Annotated in this window: 19 protein-coding genes; 11 read left to right on the top strand and 8 right to left on the bottom strand. The window is 70.0% G+C overall.

All coding sequences use genetic code 11. The features are described from left to right. Window positions 1–62: 62 nt before the first annotated feature. Complete coding sequence (locus ABN611_RS11020) at window positions 63–716, top strand: hypothetical protein (protein ID WP_350279726.1); 654 nt, start codon at window positions 63–65, stop codon at window positions 714–716. 7 nt (window positions 717–723) lie between these two features. Here the strand turns inward: ABN611_RS11020 and ABN611_RS11015 are convergent, their stop codons facing one another. The 3 genes from ABN611_RS11015 to ABN611_RS11005 are packed head-to-tail and all read right to left on the bottom strand — an operon-like array spanning window position 724 to window position 3,108. Continuing rightward, the gene (locus ABN611_RS11015; RefSeq protein WP_350279725.1) at window positions 724–1,275 is read right to left on the bottom strand and encodes a DUF4240 domain-containing protein; all 552 of its coding nucleotides are present in this window, start codon (window positions 1,273–1,275) and stop codon (window positions 724–726) included. Window positions 1,276–1,318: 43 nt separating this feature from the next. Next, window positions 1,319–2,263: an aldo/keto reductase gene (locus ABN611_RS11010; RefSeq protein WP_350279724.1), complete on the bottom strand. Its 945-nt coding sequence runs from the start codon at window positions 2,261–2,263 to the stop codon at window positions 1,319–1,321. A gap of 29 nt (window positions 2,264–2,292) precedes the next feature. Further along, window positions 2,293–3,108: an alpha/beta hydrolase gene (locus ABN611_RS11005; RefSeq protein ID WP_350279723.1), complete on the bottom strand. Its 816-nt coding sequence runs from the start codon at window positions 3,106–3,108 to the stop codon at window positions 2,293–2,295. A gap of 76 nt (window positions 3,109–3,184) precedes the next feature. Here ABN611_RS11005 and ABN611_RS11000 point away from each other — a divergent pair, with 76 nt between their 5' ends. Next, window positions 3,185–3,835, top strand: a complete 651-nt coding sequence (locus tag ABN611_RS11000; protein WP_350279722.1) for a TetR/AcrR family transcriptional regulator — start codon at window positions 3,185–3,187, stop codon at window positions 3,833–3,835. Here ABN611_RS11000 and ABN611_RS10995 read toward each other — a convergent pair. Then, entirely contained in the window at window positions 3,815–4,891 is a 1,077-nt protein-coding gene (locus tag ABN611_RS10995) for a LacI family DNA-binding transcriptional regulator (RefSeq protein ID WP_350279721.1), read from the bottom strand. The two genes, ABN611_RS11000 and ABN611_RS10995, sit on opposite strands and share 21 nt — an antisense overlap. Window positions 4,892–5,096: 205 nt before the next feature. On the opposite strand from ABN611_RS10995, the gene ABN611_RS10990 reads away from it, so the two are divergent. The 6 genes from ABN611_RS10990 (at window position 5,097) to ABN611_RS10965 (ending at window position 10,889) form a co-directional block, all read left to right on the top strand. After that, on the top strand, window positions 5,097–5,423 hold the full coding sequence (locus tag ABN611_RS10990) for an L-rhamnose mutarotase (protein WP_350279720.1): 327 nt from the start codon (window positions 5,097–5,099) through the stop codon (window positions 5,421–5,423). 13 nt (window positions 5,424–5,436) lie between these two features. Next, on the top strand, window positions 5,437–6,600 hold the full coding sequence (rhaI, locus tag ABN611_RS10985) for an L-rhamnose isomerase (protein WP_350279719.1): 1,164 nt from the start codon (window positions 5,437–5,439) through the stop codon (window positions 6,598–6,600). Continuing rightward, window positions 6,597–8,636: a bifunctional aldolase/short-chain dehydrogenase gene (locus tag ABN611_RS10980; RefSeq protein WP_350279718.1), complete on the top strand. Its 2,040-nt coding sequence runs from the start codon at window positions 6,597–6,599 to the stop codon at window positions 8,634–8,636. Before rhaI ends, ABN611_RS10980 begins: the two co-directional genes overlap by 4 nt. Before the next feature lie 8 nt (window positions 8,637–8,644). Continuing rightward, a complete protein-coding gene (locus ABN611_RS10975) occupies window positions 8,645–10,069 on the top strand; it encodes a rhamnulokinase family protein (protein WP_350279717.1) in 1,425 nt (474 codons plus the stop codon). A 5-nt stretch (window positions 10,070–10,074) separates the two neighbouring features. After that, window positions 10,075–10,317, top strand: a complete 243-nt coding sequence (locus tag ABN611_RS10970) for a LuxR C-terminal-related transcriptional regulator (protein ID WP_167203911.1) — start codon at window positions 10,075–10,077, stop codon at window positions 10,315–10,317. 68 nt (window positions 10,318–10,385) lie between these two features. After that, window positions 10,386–10,889: a hypothetical protein gene (locus ABN611_RS10965; protein WP_350279716.1), complete on the top strand. Its 504-nt coding sequence runs from the start codon at window positions 10,386–10,388 to the stop codon at window positions 10,887–10,889. A gap of 4 nt (window positions 10,890–10,893) precedes the next feature. On the opposite strand, the gene ilvA is transcribed toward ABN611_RS10965, so the two are convergent. Further along, on the bottom strand, window positions 10,894–12,177 hold the full coding sequence (ilvA, locus tag ABN611_RS10960) for a threonine ammonia-lyase IlvA (protein WP_350279715.1): 1,284 nt from the start codon (window positions 12,175–12,177) through the stop codon (window positions 10,894–10,896). Window positions 12,178–12,410: 233 nt separating this feature from the next. On the opposite strand from ilvA, the gene ABN611_RS10955 reads away from it, so the two are divergent. Further along, a complete protein-coding gene (locus tag ABN611_RS10955) occupies window positions 12,411–13,277 on the top strand; it encodes an HIRAN domain-containing protein (RefSeq protein WP_350279714.1) in 867 nt (288 codons plus the stop codon). Between the two features lie 99 nt (window positions 13,278–13,376). Here ABN611_RS10955 and ABN611_RS10950 read toward each other — a convergent pair whose 3' ends face one another. After that, the gene (locus ABN611_RS10950; protein ID WP_350279713.1) at window positions 13,377–13,925 is read right to left on the bottom strand and encodes a dihydrofolate reductase family protein; all 549 of its coding nucleotides are present in this window, start codon (window positions 13,923–13,925) and stop codon (window positions 13,377–13,379) included. 61 nt (window positions 13,926–13,986) lie between these two features. Beyond that, the gene (locus tag ABN611_RS10945) at window positions 13,987–14,913 is read right to left on the bottom strand and encodes a hypothetical protein (protein ID WP_350279712.1); all 927 of its coding nucleotides are present in this window, start codon (window positions 14,911–14,913) and stop codon (window positions 13,987–13,989) included. Window positions 14,914–14,977: 64 nt separating this feature from the next. Between ABN611_RS10945 and ABN611_RS10940 the strand changes: the two genes are divergently transcribed. Both ABN611_RS10940 and ABN611_RS10935 read left to right on the top strand, forming a co-directional pair. Then, on the top strand, window positions 14,978–15,205 hold the full coding sequence (locus ABN611_RS10940) for a hypothetical protein (RefSeq protein WP_350279711.1): 228 nt from the start codon (window positions 14,978–14,980) through the stop codon (window positions 15,203–15,205). Further along, window positions 15,202–15,789, top strand: coding sequence for a class I SAM-dependent methyltransferase (locus ABN611_RS10935; protein ID WP_350279710.1), 588 nt, complete (start codon window positions 15,202–15,204; stop codon window positions 15,787–15,789). The genes ABN611_RS10940 and ABN611_RS10935 overlap by 4 nt, the downstream gene beginning before the upstream one ends. 1 nt (window position 15,790) lies before the next feature. Here the strand turns inward: ABN611_RS10935 and ABN611_RS10930 are convergent, their stop codons facing one another. Further along, window positions 15,791–16,750 carry an alpha/beta fold hydrolase gene (locus ABN611_RS10930; RefSeq protein ID WP_350279709.1) on the bottom strand — a complete coding sequence of 320 codons (960 nt, stop codon included), beginning with the start codon at window positions 16,748–16,750 and terminating at the stop codon, window positions 15,791–15,793. Window positions 16,751–16,754 lie beyond the last annotated feature (4 nt).

Here is a 16,754-nt window from a genome sequence, read left to right as displayed (position 1 = left end):
TTCGCGCGTCGTACGACGAGTGTGCCTCGCGCTGGACCCGGTGGATGTGTCAGGTTGGGGGTGTGGATCTGACCAGGGCCTCGCTCCTCCGGGAGATGCTGAGCGGCACCGAGCTGGGTAGCCGGACCACCGAGTTCGGGTACGCGTTGCGGCGGTTCACGACGCGGCGGAGCGGGCTGATGCTGTTCGGGCCGGTCGACGACGAGCCGTGGCACCTGACCGCGCACCTGGACGACGAGCTGCACCGCGCGGGGATCGAGGACATCCGGCCGTCGCTGGTCCGCTGGGCGCCGCCGCCGGACGCGCCGCCGCACCTGGCGATCGGTCTGGACCGTCTGCGGGACGCAGGTCGTGGCGAGTCGCTGCTGGTCGTCGCGGAGGAGACGCCCGCCGACACGTTGCTGGAGCGGATCAGCGACGTACGGCGCCGCGGTACGACGATCTTCAGCATCGGCAACGGTGACAAGGAGCTGATGTCGCTCAGCCACGAGACGCTCGTACCGGAGCTGCTGGTGCCGGACGGGTTCGGCTGGACCAGCCGCCAGGTGCACGAACCGCAAGCTGCCCTGACGGAGGTCGAGCCGCAGACCGCCGAGGGCTTCGAAACCGCCCAGCACCTGGTCAGCCTCGCAGCCGCCGACGAGGAAGCCGGCCGCCCCGGCTGGCGCCGCCGCCTCCGCAACGCAATCGAACGCCTCAGCGGCGAACCGGCCTAGGTTTCGCTCAAGCGTTGAGGTAGAGCGCGGCCAGCCGCGGCAGCCGCGCCTCCAGATCGTCCTCGTCGTCGAAGTCGATCTCCTCGCCGGCGGGCAGGTCCGGCGTGTCCGGGGCTTCGGCGTCGACCGCCTTCCAGTACGCCGCCTCGTCGCCGGTCGCGTTCTTGTACGCGTGACTGCCGACGTGCAGCATCCCCTCGCCGTCGAACCCCTCGAACCCCTCCGGCCGGTCCTCGTCCACCACGTCGGCGAGCGAGTCCGGATCCGCCAGCGCGGCGTCCCACACCTCCCGCCCCTGGGCGATCAACCAGCCCCGGAACGAGTCGAACCCGTCCTCCGAGGCGCCCGAGTTGATCAGGTACGCCGCCGCCCACAGGTCCCACCGGTACGACTCGACCTGCAACCGCGCGAGCTCGGTCCCGAACCCCACGATCTCCTCGGCCTCCGCCGCACCCAGCACCTTGGTCAACGCGTCCGCAACCCCGTCCGGATCAGCCACGGTGTCATCCACCGAGGCACGCGCATCCTCGACCAGACCCCAGAACCCATCCCTGTCCACCCGTCAACCATCTCACCCACCCCGGGTCGAAGGGGAGGGTCAATCACCACACCTCGTCGAGTTGCTCGCGTTGTTCTGGGGTGAGGTCCAATTGGGTGCCGGTGAGGGCGGTGGTCAGGTATTGCGGGGTGCTGGCGCCGACGATCGGGGTGATGGCGGGGCTGCCGCCGGTGAGCCAGGCCAGGACCAGTTCGGAGCGGGTGGTGCCTAGCTCGGTGGCCAGGTCGGTGAGGACCTGGAGGCGGCGGGTGGTGCCGGGGTGGTCGAAGGCCTCGTGGACGGGGCGGTCGGGGCGGTTCTCGTACGCGCCGGACATCAGCGGGCTGTACGCGAACAGCTGCTGCTCCGGGTTGTGCTGCGCGTAGTCCAGGACCTCGTCGGTGATCCAGCCGAAGCGGTGGTCGTGGGCGTGGTCGCGGACCAACGGCCGCGGCTGCAGGTACGAGTACCGCAGCTGCAGCGCGCTAGGGCCCATCACACCCAGCTCGGCGGCCAGGCCGCGCATCCGCTCGACACGCCAGAGGGCGTAGTTGGACAGGCCGAGCCGGCCGATCGTGCCGGCCGCCGCGTGCTTGCCGAAGGCGGCGACGGTCTCCTCCAGCGGCGTCGACCGGTCGTCGCGGTGCGCCCAGTACAGGTCGATGTGGTCGACACCGAGGCGCCGGAGCGAGGTCTCCAGCGCCGCGTCGATCGCCTTGCTGCTCAGGCCTTCCGTGTGCTCCGGCCAGCTGCCGGGCCACAGCGGCTCGCAGCCCACCTTGGTCGCCAGCTTGACCCGGTCCCGGACGCCGGGACGCTGCGCGAACCACCGCCCGAGCAGTTCCTCGCTCTGCCCGCCGTGCCCAGTCGGGTCCTGCCAGAACGCGTAGCAGTTCGCGGTGTCGATCCACTCGCCACCTGCGTCCACGTACGCGTCCAGCAACCGGAACGAGGTCTGCTCGTCGATCCGCGTCCCGTACTCCATCGCACCCAGCGCAAGATTCACCATGCGCCAGATCCAACAACCTGGAGCGCGCTCTAGGTCAAGAACTCCCGCAACACCGGCGCCAGGGTCGCCGCCTCGGTGCTGTGGTTCTCGCCCGGGACCGCCCGCAGCGTCGCCGTCGGCAGGTGCTCCGCGACGGCCTTGGCCCCGGCGGACAACGCCGGCCAGGTCTGGTCGCCGTACAGCACGAGCACCGGCACCTTCACGTCCGCCCAGCGGTCCGCGGGCAGCGGGTTGCCGGACATCGTCGTGCCCATGATGCGTCCGTCGTACGCGATCGTGTGCGCGATCTCCTCGACCGGCCCCCAGTACGGCGACTGCTTCATGCCCGGGATCGCCTCCGGCGGCATCATCGCGGCCGCGGTCATGAACAGCTCGGCGGCCTTGTCGCGCCGCCCCTCGGCGACGAACGCGTCGAGCTGCTCCACGTAGTCGGACGGCAGCGGCGGCCGTACGTCGTCCACGACGACCGGCGGCTCGAACAGCACCAGGCCCGCGACCGGCAGCCCCGCCGCCGCGGCGTCGAGCGCCAGCAGGCACCCCGACGACCACCCGAACAGGATCGCGGGCTGCTGCTCTCCGGCAACCGATGAGGCGTCGTCGATCAGCGCGGCGATGTCCTCGATCTCCCGCTGGATCGCGTACGGCGCGGTGTCGGTGCTCTCGCCGCGGCCGCGCCGGTCGTACGCGTACGTCCGGAACTCGTCGCTCAGCAGCTTCCCCACCTCGGCGTTGAGCGGGTTCACGGCCCGGTGCGCCGTCGCCCCGTCGATCAGGATCAGCGGCCTGCCCTCGCCGTACGCCTCGTAGCCGATCGTGGTGCCGTCGGCCGATGTCACGGTGCTCATGATCTTTTCCCTCTCCCTGAAGAACTAGACCGTACAGTACTCAAACGAGAACTGGACTGTCTAGTATGATTTCGGAATGGAGCAGATCGAGACCGAGGGCCGGACCCCGCGCAAGCGCCGCGCGATCCTCACGGCGGCGACCGAGGTGTTCCTGCAGCACGGGTACCTCGGCGCGAGCATGGACGAGGTCGCGGCCAGGGCCGGGGTCTCCAAGCAGACCGTCTACAAGCAGTTCGAGAACAAGGAGAAGCTGTTCGCCGAGATCGTCCTCGGCACCAGCGACCAGCTCATGGACGGCCTGCTCCAGGCGTACGTCGACACGCTCGAGGGCGCGTCCGACGCGCGCGAGGCCCTGCGCGCGCTGGCGCTCCGCCTGTTGCAGAGCCTCACCGCCGACAGCGTGCTGCAGCTCCGCCGGCTGGTGATCGCCGAAGCGGACAGGTTCCCCGAGGTGTGCGGAGCCTGGTTCACCAGTGGCTTCGAGAAGTCTCTCGACGCGCTCGGGCAGGCGCTCACGAGGCTGAGCGACCGCGGGCTGTTGCGCGAGCTCGACGACCCGACGCTGGCGGCGTACCAGTTCGCCGGGCTGGTGATGTACAAGCCGATGAACCGCGCAATGTTCGCCGGCACCCGCCAGCGGCCGAAGCCCGGCGAGCCGGAGGCCCTCGCGGACCGCGCGGTCGACGTGTTCCTGGCGGCGTACGGCCTAGATGGTCCCGCGCGTTGACGTCCGGACCACCAGCTCCGGGGTGAACGTGACGCGCTGGTGCTCGTGGTCCGGGTTCGACGACTCGTCGAGCAGGAGCTCCGCGGCGGTCCGGCCGAGCAGCTGCCGCGGCTGGCGCACCGACGTCAGCGGTACGGCGGCCGCCTCCGCGAACTCGATGTCGTCGTACCCGACGATCGCCAGGTCCTCCGGGACGCGCAGCCCGAGGCTCACGCACTGCTGCAGCAATCCCAACGCCAGCAGGTCGTTCGCGCAGAACGCGGCGGTCGGCCGGCGGTCCGCGGGCAGGCCCGCAAGTCGTTGCCCGGCGCCCCTTCCTTCGGCGACCGTGAGCGCGCCGGTGGTCAGCTCGATCAGGTCGGCCGTCGGCTTCCCGGCGGTCCGCAGTGCGCGGCGCGCGCCGTCGCGGCGGTCCACGACCTGACCGATCGTGTTCGGCCCGCCGACGTACGCGATCCGCTCGTGGCCGAGCTCCAGCAGATGTGCGATCGCGAGCTCGCCACCCAGGATGTCGTTCACCGCGACCGAGCAGTGCTGCGCGTCGTCGAGCGCGCGGTCGACCACGACCACCGGCGTACCGCGGGACGGCAATTTGCGCAGGCGGGAGGAGTTCTGGTCGATGGGCGTGATCAGGATGCCCTGGACGCGCTGCTGCTCGAGCAGGTCGAGGTACGCCGCCTCGCGGTCGGCGTCCTCGCTGCTGTTGCAGAGGAACACCGACAGCCCGGCCGCCTGGGCCGCCTCCTCGACGCCCTTCGCGACGTCGGTGAAGAACGGGTTGCCGGCGTCGAGCATCAGGTAGGCGAGGATCCGGCTCGATCCGGCGCGCAACTGCCGGGCCGACTCGTTCCGGACGAAGCCGAGCGCGGCCATCGCGGCCTCGACCTTCGCGCGGGTCAGCGGGCTCACCACCTCGGGGCGGTTGAGCACGTTCGACACGGTGCCCAGGGAGACCCCGGCGGCCGCGGCGACCGCCTTCACCCCGGCCGCGTGCGGCTTCGGGGTCCGGCGCCGGCGGGTGCGCTCGGGCAGGGCTTCCGCGTCGTCGACGGACACCAGACCTCCCTGCGCACTTGAAACGTGATAGCTGCCGAAGAATACCCGGTTTCCACGGTAAGGCCTCGCCGACCGTCCGGGATCGGCCGGGAAAGCTGGGCAAGGCCTTGACGGCTCCCTGGCGGCGCGCTTAGCGTCATGGGACGCTCTTGAAACCTTTCACACCCCATCGCCAGCGCGATCCCGCCCGAGTACAGGTGCCGCCGTGAATCGTTACTGCTTCTGCCTGCAGGTCCGGCCCGACCGGCTCGACGAGTACGTCGACCGGCATCGCAACGTGTGGCCGGACATGCAGGACGCGCTGCGTGAGTCCGGCTGGCACAACTATTCGCTGTTCCTCCGCGACGACGGCCTGCTCGTCGGGTACGTCGAGTCCGAGGACCTGGAAGCGGCGCAGAAAGCGATGGCGGCGACCGAGGTCAACGCCCGCTGGCAGGCCCAGATGACCGAGTTCTTCACCGGCACCGAGGGCAGGCCGCCGGACGAGTCGTTCCAGCTGCTGCCCGAGATCTTCCACCTGACCGATTCCTGAAGGGGACCGAACCATGACGACCGAAGCCGTGAGGGCCGCGCTGAGCCGCCAGGAGATCGAGCTGCCCTCGTGGGCGTTCGGCAACTCGGGCACCCGGTTCAAGGTCTTCCCCCAGCCCGGCGTCCCGCGGTCGCCGGAGGAGAAGATCGCCGACGCGGCGCAGGTCCACCGCTACACCGGCGTGGCGCCGAGCGTCGCGCTGCACATCCCCTGGGACAAGGTCGACGACTATTCGGCGCTGGCGGCGTACGCGAAGGAGCAGGGGGTCCGGCTCGGCGCGATCAACAGCAACGTCTTCCAGGACGAGGACTACAAGCTCGGCAGCGTCACCAACCCCGACCCCGCGGTCCGCCGGAAGGCCACCGACCACCTGCTCGAGTGCGTCGACATCATGGACCAGACCGGGTCGCGCGACCTGAAGCTGTGGTTCTCCGACGGCACCAACTACCCGGGCCAGGACGACATCCAGGACCGCCAGGACCGGCTCGCCGCCGCGCTCAAGGAGGTCTACGACCGGCTCGGCGACGACCAGCGGATGCTGCTCGAGTACAAGCTGTTCGAGCCGGCCTTCTACACCACCGACGTGCCGGACTGGGGTACGTCGTACGCGCACTGCCTGGAACTGGGGCCGAAGGCAACGGTCTGTATCGACACCGGGCACCACGCGCCGGGGACCAACATCGAGTTCATCGTCGCGTTCCTGCTCCGCACGAAGAAGCTCGGCGCGTTCGACTTCAACAGCCGGTTCTACGCCGACGACGACCTGATGGTCGGGGCCGCGGACCCGTTCCAGCTGTTCCGGATCATGAACGAGATCGTCCGCGGCGACGCGCTCGACCCGGACCGCGGGATCGCGTTCATGCTCGACCAGTGCCACAACATCGAGGAGAAGATCCCGGCGATCATCCGCTCGGTGATGAACGTCCAGGAGGCCACCGCGAAGGCGCTGCTGGTCGACCGGGACGCGCTCCGCACGGCCCAGGCCTCCGGTGACGTGCTCGGCGCCAACGCCGCGCTGATGGACGCCTACAACACCGACGTCCGGCCGCTGCTCGCCGAACTGCGCGAGTCGCAGGGCCTGGACCCCGACCCGGTCGCCGCCTACCGGCGCAGCGGGTACTTCGAGCAGATCACCAAGGACCGCGTGGGCGGTCAGCAAGCCGGATGGGGAGCATGAAAGTGAGCGACACCGCGGCCGAACTCGTTGCGCGCAGCAACCGACTCGGTGCCGATCCACGGAACACCAACTACGCCGGCGGGAACACCTCGGCCAAGGGGACGACGACCGACCCGGTCACCCGGCAGCCCGTCGACCTGGTCTGGGTGAAGGGCTCGGGTGGCGATCTCGGCACCCTGACCGAGAAAGGTCTCGCCGTACTGCGCCTCGACCGGCTGAACGCGCTCGTCGACAGCTACCCGGGCGTCGACCGCGAGGACGAGATGGTCGCCGCGTTCGACTACTGCCTGCACGGCAAGGGCGGTGCGGCGCCGTCCATCGACACGGCGATGCACGGGCTCGTCGACGCCCCGCACGTCGACCACCTGCACCCGGACTCCGGGATCGCGCTGGCGACCGCGGCGGACGGCGAGAAGCTCACCGCCGAGTGCTTCGGCGACCGCGTCGTGTGGGTGCCGTGGCGGCGGCCCGGCTTCCAGCTCGGCCTGGACATCGCCGCGGTCAAGCGCGACAACCCGCAGGCGATCGGCTGCATCCTCGGCGGCCACGGCATCACCGCGTGGGGCGACACCTCCGAGGAGTGCGAGGCAAACTCCCTCGACATCATCCGTACGGCGGAACGCTTCCTGGCGGAGCGCGGCGTCGCCGAGCCTTTCGGCGCGGTCGTCGCCGGCCACGAGCCCCTGCCCGCCGAGGAACGCCGGGCGCGTGCAGCCGCGCTTTCGCCTTTCATCCGTGGGCTTGCGTCAACAGACAAACCACAGGTCGGCCACTTCAACGACTCGGAGGCAGTACTCGAGTTCCTGTCGCGCGAGAAGCTGCATTCGCTGGCTGCGTTGGGCACTTCCTGTCCCGACCACTTCCTCCGTACGAAGGTCCGCCCGCTCGTACTGGATCTGCCGCCGTCCGCGTCGGTGGACGAATCAGTTACCCGGTTGAAGGAGCTGCATTCCCAGTACCGGGAGGACTACGAGGCCTACTACCAGCGGTTTGCGGAGGCTGACAGCCCGGCGATGCGGGGCGCCGATCCGGCGATCGTGCTGGTGCCTGGTGTCGGGATGTTCAGCTTCGGGAAGGACAAGCAGACCGCGCGGGTGGCGGGCGAGTTCTACGTGAACGCGATCAACGTGATGCGCGGCGCCGAGGCGGTGTCGACGTACGCGCCGATCGACGAGCGGGAGAAGTTCCGGATCGAGTACTGGGCGCTCGAGGAGGCGAAGCTGCAGCGGATGCCGAAGCCGAAGCCGCTCGCGACCCGGGTGGCCTTCGTCACCGGCGGCGGTTCCGGGATCGGCAAGGCGATCGCCCAGCGGCTGGCCGCCGAGGGTGCGTGCGTGGTGGTCGCGGACCTCGACCAGGCGGCGGCCGAGGCGGCGGCGAAGGAGATCGGCTCGAGCGACGTCGCCGTCGCCGTCGGCGCGGACGTGTCGTCGGCGGACGCCGTCGAGGCGGCGTTGCGGGAGGCCGTGCTGGCCTTCGGCGGCGTCGACCTAATTGTCAACAACGCCGGCCTGTCGATCTCCAAGTCGTTGCTCGAGACCACGGAACGCGACTGGGACCTGCAGCACGACGTGATGGCGAAGGGCTCGTTCCTGGTCTCGCGCGCGGCCGCGAAGATCCTCATCGACCAGGGTATGGGCGGCGACATCGTCTACATCTCCAGCAAGAACTCGGTGTTCGCCGGCCCGAACAACGTCGCGTACGGCGCGGCGAAGGCCGACCAGGCGCATCAGGTCCGGCTGCTCGCCGCCGAGCTCGGCGAACACGGCATCCGGGTCAACGGCGTCAACCCCGATGGCGTCGTCCGCGGTTCCGGGATCTTCGCCGGCGGCTGGGGCGCCAAGCGGGCCGCGGTGTACGGCGTACCGGAGGAGGAGCTGGGTGCGTACTACGCGCAGCGGACGCTGCTCAAGCGCGAGGTGCTGCCGGAGAACGTCGCGGCCGCGGTGTTCGCGCTGACCGGCGGCGACCTCACGCACACGACCGGTCTGCACGTGCCCGTCGACGCCGGCGTGGCCGCGGCCTTCCTCCGTTAGGTGTTGGGATGAAGCGTGTCGCGGCGGTGGATCTGGGGGCCTCGAGCGGTCGCGTCATGCGCGCGGACGTGGGCCGCGGCACGCTGGAGCTGACCGAGGTCCATCGGTTCTGGAACGGGCCGGTCCAGGTACGGGACCGGCTGCACTGGGACGTGCTGCACTTGTACCGCTCGATTCTCGACGGCCTGCAGCTGGCCGGGCAGCTCGACAGTGTCGGCATCGATTCCTGGGCGGTCGACTACGGGCTGCTCGACGCGCACGGTCGGCTGCTCGCCAACCCCGTCCACTACCGCGACGCCCGCACCGACGGGGTGCTCGAGCGAGTCGTCTCGGCGATCCCGGAGGCTGAGCTGTACGCCGTGACCGGGCTGCAGCAGCTGCCGTTCAACACGATCTACCAGCTGGCCGCGGACGAGCTGCCGCCCGACGCTGCCACGCTGCTGATGATCCCTGACCTGTTGGCGTACTGGCTGACCGGCGAGATCGGTGTGGAGCGGACGAACGCCTCCACGACCCAGTTGTACGACGTGTCGGCCCGGGACTGGAGTACCGAGCTGATCGCCCGGGTCGGACTGCCGCGCCGGTTGTTCCCCGGACTGCGGGAGCCGGGTGACGTGATCGGGAACGTGTCGCCGGACGAGACCGGACTCCAGCCCGGGCTTCCGGTGATCGCGGTGGGATCGCATGACACGGCATCTGCTGTGGTCGCCGTACCGGCCGCGAACGAGCGGTTCGCGTACATCTCGTCCGGGACCTGGTCGCTCGTCGGCCTGGAGCTCGACGCGCCGGTGCTGACCGACGAAGCCCGCGCCGCGAACTTCACCAACGAGGGCGGCGTCGACGGGACAACCCGCTTTCTCCACAACGTCATGGGCCTGTGGATTCTGCAGGAATGCCAACGGGTCTGGGGCGACGACGACCTGGAGGGCCTGCTCCGCGACGCGGCCGAGGCGCCGCCGTTCGCGGTCCTGATCGATCCGGATGCACCCGAGTTCCTTGCTCCGGGCAACATGCCGGCGCGGATCGACGAGCACTGCCGGGCGAGCGGGCAGGAGCCGCCGCGGTCCCGCGGGGCGGTCGTTCGCTGCATCCTGGAAAGCCTCGCGCTCGCGTACCGCCGGACGCTGCGGCTCGCGCAGACCGTCGCCGATCGGGAGGTCGACGTACTGCACGTCATCGGCGGTGGATCGCAGAACGAGCTGCTGTGTCAGCTCACCGCCGACGCGTGCGGCGTACCCGTCCTCGCCGGACCGGTCGAGGCCTCCGCGCTGGGCAACGTCCTCGTCCAGGCTCGCGCCCTCGGCGAGCCCCTGCCGGACCTGGGCGCGATGCGCGCGCTCGTCCGGTCCACCCATTCTCTGCGGCGCTACGCCCCGCAGGGCAAACCGGCCGACTGGGACGCCGCCGAGTCCCGGCTATTCGGAACCAGGTGATCCGTATGACCGTCCTCTCCCAGGAACTCCGACCGCTCGCGCGGAGGGTGCCGCCGCGCGAGATCAGCCATGACGACCTGCAACTGCTGCGCCTGCTGGCGACCGGGTTGCCGGTCGACGGCGTGGCGCGCCGCCTCGACCTGTCCGAGCGGACCGTGCGGCGCCGGACGCGGCTGATCTGCGACCGGCTGGGGTTCAGCACCGCGATCGAGGCCATCGTCTGGGCGGCACGCCGCGGACTGGTCTAGGCGGTACGGCGTTAGGCGGCGACGGCTCCGGGTACCGGGAGTTCTGATCATCGAGCCGAGGAGGAGCGATGGACGGAATGACCATTGTCTGGATCGTCGTCGCGATCGCCGTTCTGGTGATCGTGATCGCGCTGATCGCCGGCGCGATGTCACGACGCAAGGGTGAGCGGGACCGCGTGCAGGCGCAGGAGCACGAGCAGCAGGCCAGGGCGAGTGCGGCGCGCGCCGAGAAGCAGCGTGCCACCGCCGACGAGGTCGACGCCCGGGCGCGCCGCGCGCAGGCCGTCGCCGACGAGAAGGCGGCCGAGGCACGTCGGTTGTCCGCCGGCGCCAACGAGCGCCGTGAGGAGGCCGCGAGCGCCCGCGCCGAGTCCGACCAGCACCGTGACCAGGCCCAGAACCTCTGGCCGGACAAGGAGCACGGGGACCACAGCGCGAGCGACCGGTCGATGCGGGGCGAGCAGTCGGGGCAGCCGATGATGGGTGCGACCGACGAACAGCCCGTCAGGCCGGACTGGGACGACGGGACCCATCCGCACGACCCGCGGCACTCCAAGCACACCAAGCACTGAGTGGTCAGATCAGGTAGCGGAACTCCGGTGAGTTCGGGTTGATCCGCTCGATGTCGAGCGGGGCGGCGTCCATCCTGGTGAGCAGACCGTCGAGATCGTCACGACTGCTGATCTCGATGCCCACCAGGGCGACGCCCGTCTCCCGGTTGTTCCGCTTCACGTACTCGAACAGCGTGATGTCGTCGTCCGGACCGAGCGTCTCGTCGAGGAACGTGCGCAGCGCCCCGGGCTCCTGCGGGAACGTCACCAGGAAGTAGTGCTTGAGCCCTTCGTACACCAGCGAGCGCTCGAGAATCTCGCCGTACCGGCTGACGTCGTTGTTCCCGCCGGACAGCAGGCAGACGACCGTCTCGCCGGGCCGTACGTCGAGACCGTTGCCCAGGGCACTTGTCGACAAAGCGCCCGCGGGCTCGGCGATCAACCCGTCGGTCTGGTAGAGCGCGAGCATCTCCGAGCACACGAGGCCCTCGGGTACGGACAGCAGCTCGACACCGGCCCGCCGTACCAGCGGGAGCGTGACGTCGCCGACCCGTCGTACGGCGGCACCGTCGACGAAGCTGTCCAAGTGCGGCAAGGTCACGGGCTCTCCGGCCGCGACCGCCGCCGCCATACTCGCCGCGCCGGCGGGCTCGACACCGACGATCCGTACGCCGGGATGCCGTTCGGCGATCCACGTCGCGAGACCCGCGACGAGCCCGCCACCGCCGACCGGGACCACGAGTACGTCGGGCGCGTGGCCGAGCTGCTCGACCAGCTCGACGGCCACAGTTCCTTGCCCCGCAACGGTTCTCGGATCGTCGAACGCCGGCACCATCGTCGCGCCGGTCGCGTCGCCTTCCGCATGGGCCGCGGCGGCCGCGTCGTCGTACGTGTCGCCGGTGACGATCACCTGGATCTGCTTGCCGCCGAGTGCGGCGATCCGGTCGCGCTTCTGGCGCGGCGTGGTGCGCGGCACGAACACCTTGCCCTGGACGCCGAGGATGTGGCACGAATACGCCAGCCCCTGGCCGTGGTTGCCGGCGCTCGCGCACACCACACCCGCCGCCTTGGCGGTGTCGTCCAGTTGCGCGATCAGGTTGTACGCGCCGCGGAGCTTGTAGGAACGCCCGATCTGCAGGTCCTCCCGCTTCAGCCAGACCTGCGCGCCGGTGCGCTCGGACAGGCGCAGGTTGCGCTGCAACGGAGTACGGACGGCGACGCCGTCCAAGCGCTTGATCGCGGCCTCGATCGCCGCCGCGTCCACGACCTCGCGAGTCCTCGATCGAGCGTCTGAATCACTGCCCTGCATGACGTTCCTTCCCGTGCATTTGCACGATCTTCGCCGATTCGCTCGCTGCACAAGACGATCCGCGTCCACAGTCCGGACCCGCGAATACCTTTTGCGTTCCAGACTCTTGCACCATGCGTGAAACGGCCCTTCACTGGGCAGTCTAGTTTTCATACGCTCACTCGGTGTAACGGCCAGGTGTCTGGCCGGGATGAGCCGGGTAAAGCCGGTCAGTGAGGACTGGAGGGGCACGAATGGAACTGATTCCGTTCAGCCTGTGGGGCGATGCTCTGTGGTGTGGTCAGGAAGTCGTGCGGGAGGCTCCGCACGAGCAGGCGATCCGTAGCCTGTTCCCCGACCCCATCCCGGCACGCGGCGCAGATCTGGACACCGAGGCGGACCTCGTCCCGGAACCGCACAACCGTTTCGACCCGCGGTCGATCGCCGTCCGGGTGCAGGGAAAGGTTGTCGGCTATCTGCCGAGGGACGACGCGCACCGGTACCACCCGGTGCTGTCGGAGTTGGTGGCGCAGGGCCTGCAACCGCGGGTGCCGTGCCACCTGTGGGTGAGTGAGTGGGAGCCGGCGGACTGGGAGGGCAAGGGCGCCCAGGGCACCGAGTTCCACGCCAGCGTCGCGGTCGCCCTCGGGCAGCCGCACATGCTGGTGCCGGTGAATCTGCCCCCGCCAGGCAGTTTTCACCTGCTGCCGCCCGGCAGCGGCATCGTCGTACCGGGCAGCGAGGTCCATCCGGACGTGCTGGCACCGTTCTTCCGTCCGGAGGGCGAGTGCTGGGCGTACGCCACCATGCACGCGATCGAGGAGGAGGACAGCATCCAGGACCGGCACCGGATCGTGGTCGAGATCCGGCTGGACGACGAACCCGTCGGCCGGCTCAGCGCGCGGCTGAGCGCCGAGTTCCTGCCGGCCATCCACTACCTCGCCGACATGCGTGCCGAGACCGCCGCACGGGTCGCCGTCCGCGGTGACCGCTCCGCATCGGAGGTGATCCTGTACGCGGCACGGAGTCACGACCTGCCGGCCACCTGGCCGGACGGCCTGGCCCGCTCCCCAGTCGCTTCCCCGCAATGGCACTACTGGGCGACCAAAGAGGCCAACTAGGGCGGCTGCGCAGTACTGACCATGCCTCACCAGGCCGGTACTGCGGAGCTACCTCCGGACGGCGCCGGGCAGCTCTCAACGGAGAGCTGCCCGGTCCTGTCAGCGGGCCGAGTAGATCGCGGCGATCGTCCCGGACGGGAACGTGCGCGCGCTGCGCAGCGTCAACGTCCGCCCGGCGGCGATGCCGGAGAACATCGAGCCGCCGCGGCCGACGACCGCCGGGTTGATCTTCAGCCAGTACTCGTCGACCAGGTCCGCGGCGACGAGTGAACGGACGGTCGTCACACCGCCGAAGACGACCAGGCCACCGCCGGGCGCCTCCTTCAGTTCGCGGACGTGCCGCACGCCGTCGCCGGCCGCTAGTGTCGAGTTCGGCCAGGCGCTGACGTCGATGCTGCTGTCCGACGAGAGGACGATCTTCGGCGTCGCGTTCAGCCAGTCGGCGACGGCGCCCGCGGCCTTCGTCCAGTACATCGCCGACGGCGCGAACGACGTACGGCCCCAGATGATCGTGTCCGCGACGCGCATCAGCTCGCGGGGGAGCTCCTCGCTGAGCTCGTCGTCCTGGACCATGAAGCCGAGGTCGTTGTCCGGGCCGGTCATGAACCCGTCCACGGTGATGTCGCTGAAGACGATCAAGGGTCGCATGTGCTCCTCCTGGGCTCGATGATCCAGCCTCCCAGAGGGCCCTTTCAGTTCGCCTTCAGCGTCAGGCCTCGCGTGTGGCCGGGCGGTCGGGGGCCTTGCGGTAGGCCGCGCGCGGGTCCACGGCGTGCGCCGACGTACTCTCCGGTCTGCCGTCGGTGGGTGTGGTGCCTGCGGGTGCGACGCCTGATGATGCGGCGTTCTGGGCGAACCGGGTGTCGACGGCTGCCGCCTGCTGCAGCGGCGCGCCGACGGGTGCCGGCGGGTGCGCGAGGCGGTCGGCTGCCTCGATGCCCGCGCCGGCGATGTCCGCGCCGATCGTCTTGACCTCGTCGAGCGTCTGACGGAGGTCGCGGGGTGGCAGTCCCGAGTGCCCGACGAGATCCTGGGGCGCGGCGTCGAGCCGCCGGGCCTCGTTCTCCATCGCCTGCTGGATGCTGGTGATCGCGTTCGCGTGCTGCTCGGGCGGGATCTGCGCCTGCGCCTCGGCCGACGCCCTGAAGAGCGCGGTGGCGGCGGTTCGCATCGGCGAGGTCTGCATGCCGGGGCCGTGGGACTCCGCCAGCAGGGAGCGTGCGACGTCCTGGGTGCGGAGGTGGTCGCCGAGAGCCTCGCTGAAGCCGTCAGCCGCGGCTTGTCGCAGCCGGTCGTTGACATCGGCCGGAGCGGGCTCGCCGGTACCGTGCTCGGCGAGAATCGCTCGGTCCCGGCGCGGGACGTCGCTGGCGGCGATCATGTCGTCGACGTCCCGTACGGCAACCTGCCGGGCCAGCCCGCGGACGAGACCGACATGGCGGAAGTCCCCGGCGTACGCATCGGCCATCGCATCGCAGACGGCCGCTCGCCTTCCGGACGCGTCGGCTTGGAATCGGCCGGTGTTGTCCTTCATCGGGCGGCCGGTGTGCGCCTGGACCATTGCGGACATCCGGTCCCACCACTTGCCGCGGGCATCCGCCGCCCGCTGGTCGGCCGACCTGAATCCCAAGACCACTTCCGGCTCCTCACCGCGCACGTCAGCTGAACCACGAGATCCTACGTGACGGTACGTTGGGCGTATGGCGAACGTACCGAGCTGCCCGGTCTGCGGAGAGCGGGGCGTACCGATCCTGTACGGGCTGCCCACGCGGGTCGCGCAGGAGGCGGCCGCGGCGGGGAAGGTGCGGTTGTTCGGGTGCGTGGTGCCGCCGGAGCCGGACCAGTGGACCTGCGCGCAGAACCACACCTGGCGGGCGGACGACGAGCAGACGCTGATCGACGCCATCGAAGCTGCGATGCGCCGATGAGACGGCGGTGGAACCACAACATCCACTACCACCCGCGCGTCCTGGAGGCCGTTCCGCCCGATGCCGAGCGCGCGCTGGACATCGGGTGCGGCGAGGGCATGCTCACGCGCGAGCTGCGTACCGTCGTACCGGACGTCACCGGGATCGACCTCGACGAGCCGAGCCTGTCCGAGGCACGCGGGTACGGCGACGACATCGCCTACGTGCGGGGCGATTTCCTGGAGCATCCGCTGGAGCCGGAGTCGTACGACGTCATCGCGTCGATCGCCACCCTCCACCACGTGGACGCCCGCACCGGTCTTCTCCGGATGCGGGACCTGCTGCGCCCGGGCGGCGTACTGGTAGTGATCGGCGTCGCGCGCGCGGTGCTCCCCCGGGACCTACCGCGAGAATTGGCCGGCGTAGCCGCCAACTGGATCCACCGCGCCCACAAGGGCTACTGGCAACACCCGTCCCCGGTCCTCTGGCCCCCACCCGTCACCTACCCCGAAATGCAATCCCTGGCCACCGAAGTCCTTCCCCACTCCACCTACCGCCGCCACCTCCTCTTCCGCTACTCCATCAGGTGGCAGAAGCCCAAGTGACCTACAGCTTGGTGCCGATGAGTTGGTAGATGTCGTCGTGGGCGCCGGGGAGATCGTCGTGGCCGAAGTCCGGGTAGGTACGGAGTTCCTTGGCGGACCGGATCTTGTTGTAGGCGGCGAACTGGGTCGAGGGTGGGCAGACCTGGTCCTCGAGGCCGACGAACAACGTGACCTCGGCCTGGATGCGCGGCGCCAGATGCTGTACGTCGATGTAGCCGAGGGTCGTGAACACCTCGTCCTGGCGTAGATGCCGCGGGTCGCGCTTGCGGAACCACGTGACGATCTCGTCGTACGGCGAGGTGTCCAGGTTCAGGTCCCATGTCCGCTGGTAGTCGCACAGGAACGGGTACACGCTCGCCGTGTACTTGATCGTCGGCGTCAGCGCGGCCGCCACCAGCGACAGCCCGCCGCCCTGGCTCCACCCGGTCGTCGCGATCCGCGCCGCGTCGACCTCCGGCAGCGCGCCGATGATGTCGGCCAGCCGGCGCGTGTCCAGGAAGACGTGCTTGTACAGCAGCCCGTCCGGCCCCGCATCCAGTCCCTGGACGAGATGGTGCTGCAGCGAGAAGCTGTTCCGCTCCTGGGACGCCGTACGGAAACCGACCTGCTCCCGCACGTCCAGCGCCGCGACCGTGAACCCGCGCGCCGCGTACGGCAGGAGCTCCACCCACTTCGGCTGCTCACCGCCGTACCCGTGGAACAGCAGCACCGCCGGCCCGGTCGGCTCCGCGGGCCGGACCACCTTCGCGTGCACGCGGTACCCGCCGGTGCCGGTGAAGTACAGGTGCTGCGCCGTCGCGGTCGTCAGCGGGAAGTCGTCCGCGTCGACGAACTCGGCATCGGCCGGCACCTCGTCCAGCGACAGCAGCGCCTTGTCCCAGAACGCGTCGAAGTCCGCGGGCCGCGGATTCGTGCCCTGGTACGTCAGCAGCTCGTCGTACGACAGCTCGAAGGAAAGCACCGCA

The sequence above is a fragment of the Kribbella sp. HUAS MG21 genome (genome assembly GCF_040254265.1).
In the GTDB taxonomy this organism is placed as follows: Bacteria; Actinomycetota; Actinomycetes; order Propionibacteriales; family Kribbellaceae; genus Kribbella.
Note: the sequence above shows the minus strand (reverse complement) of the source record. Positions and strands in the feature narration are given on the sequence as shown.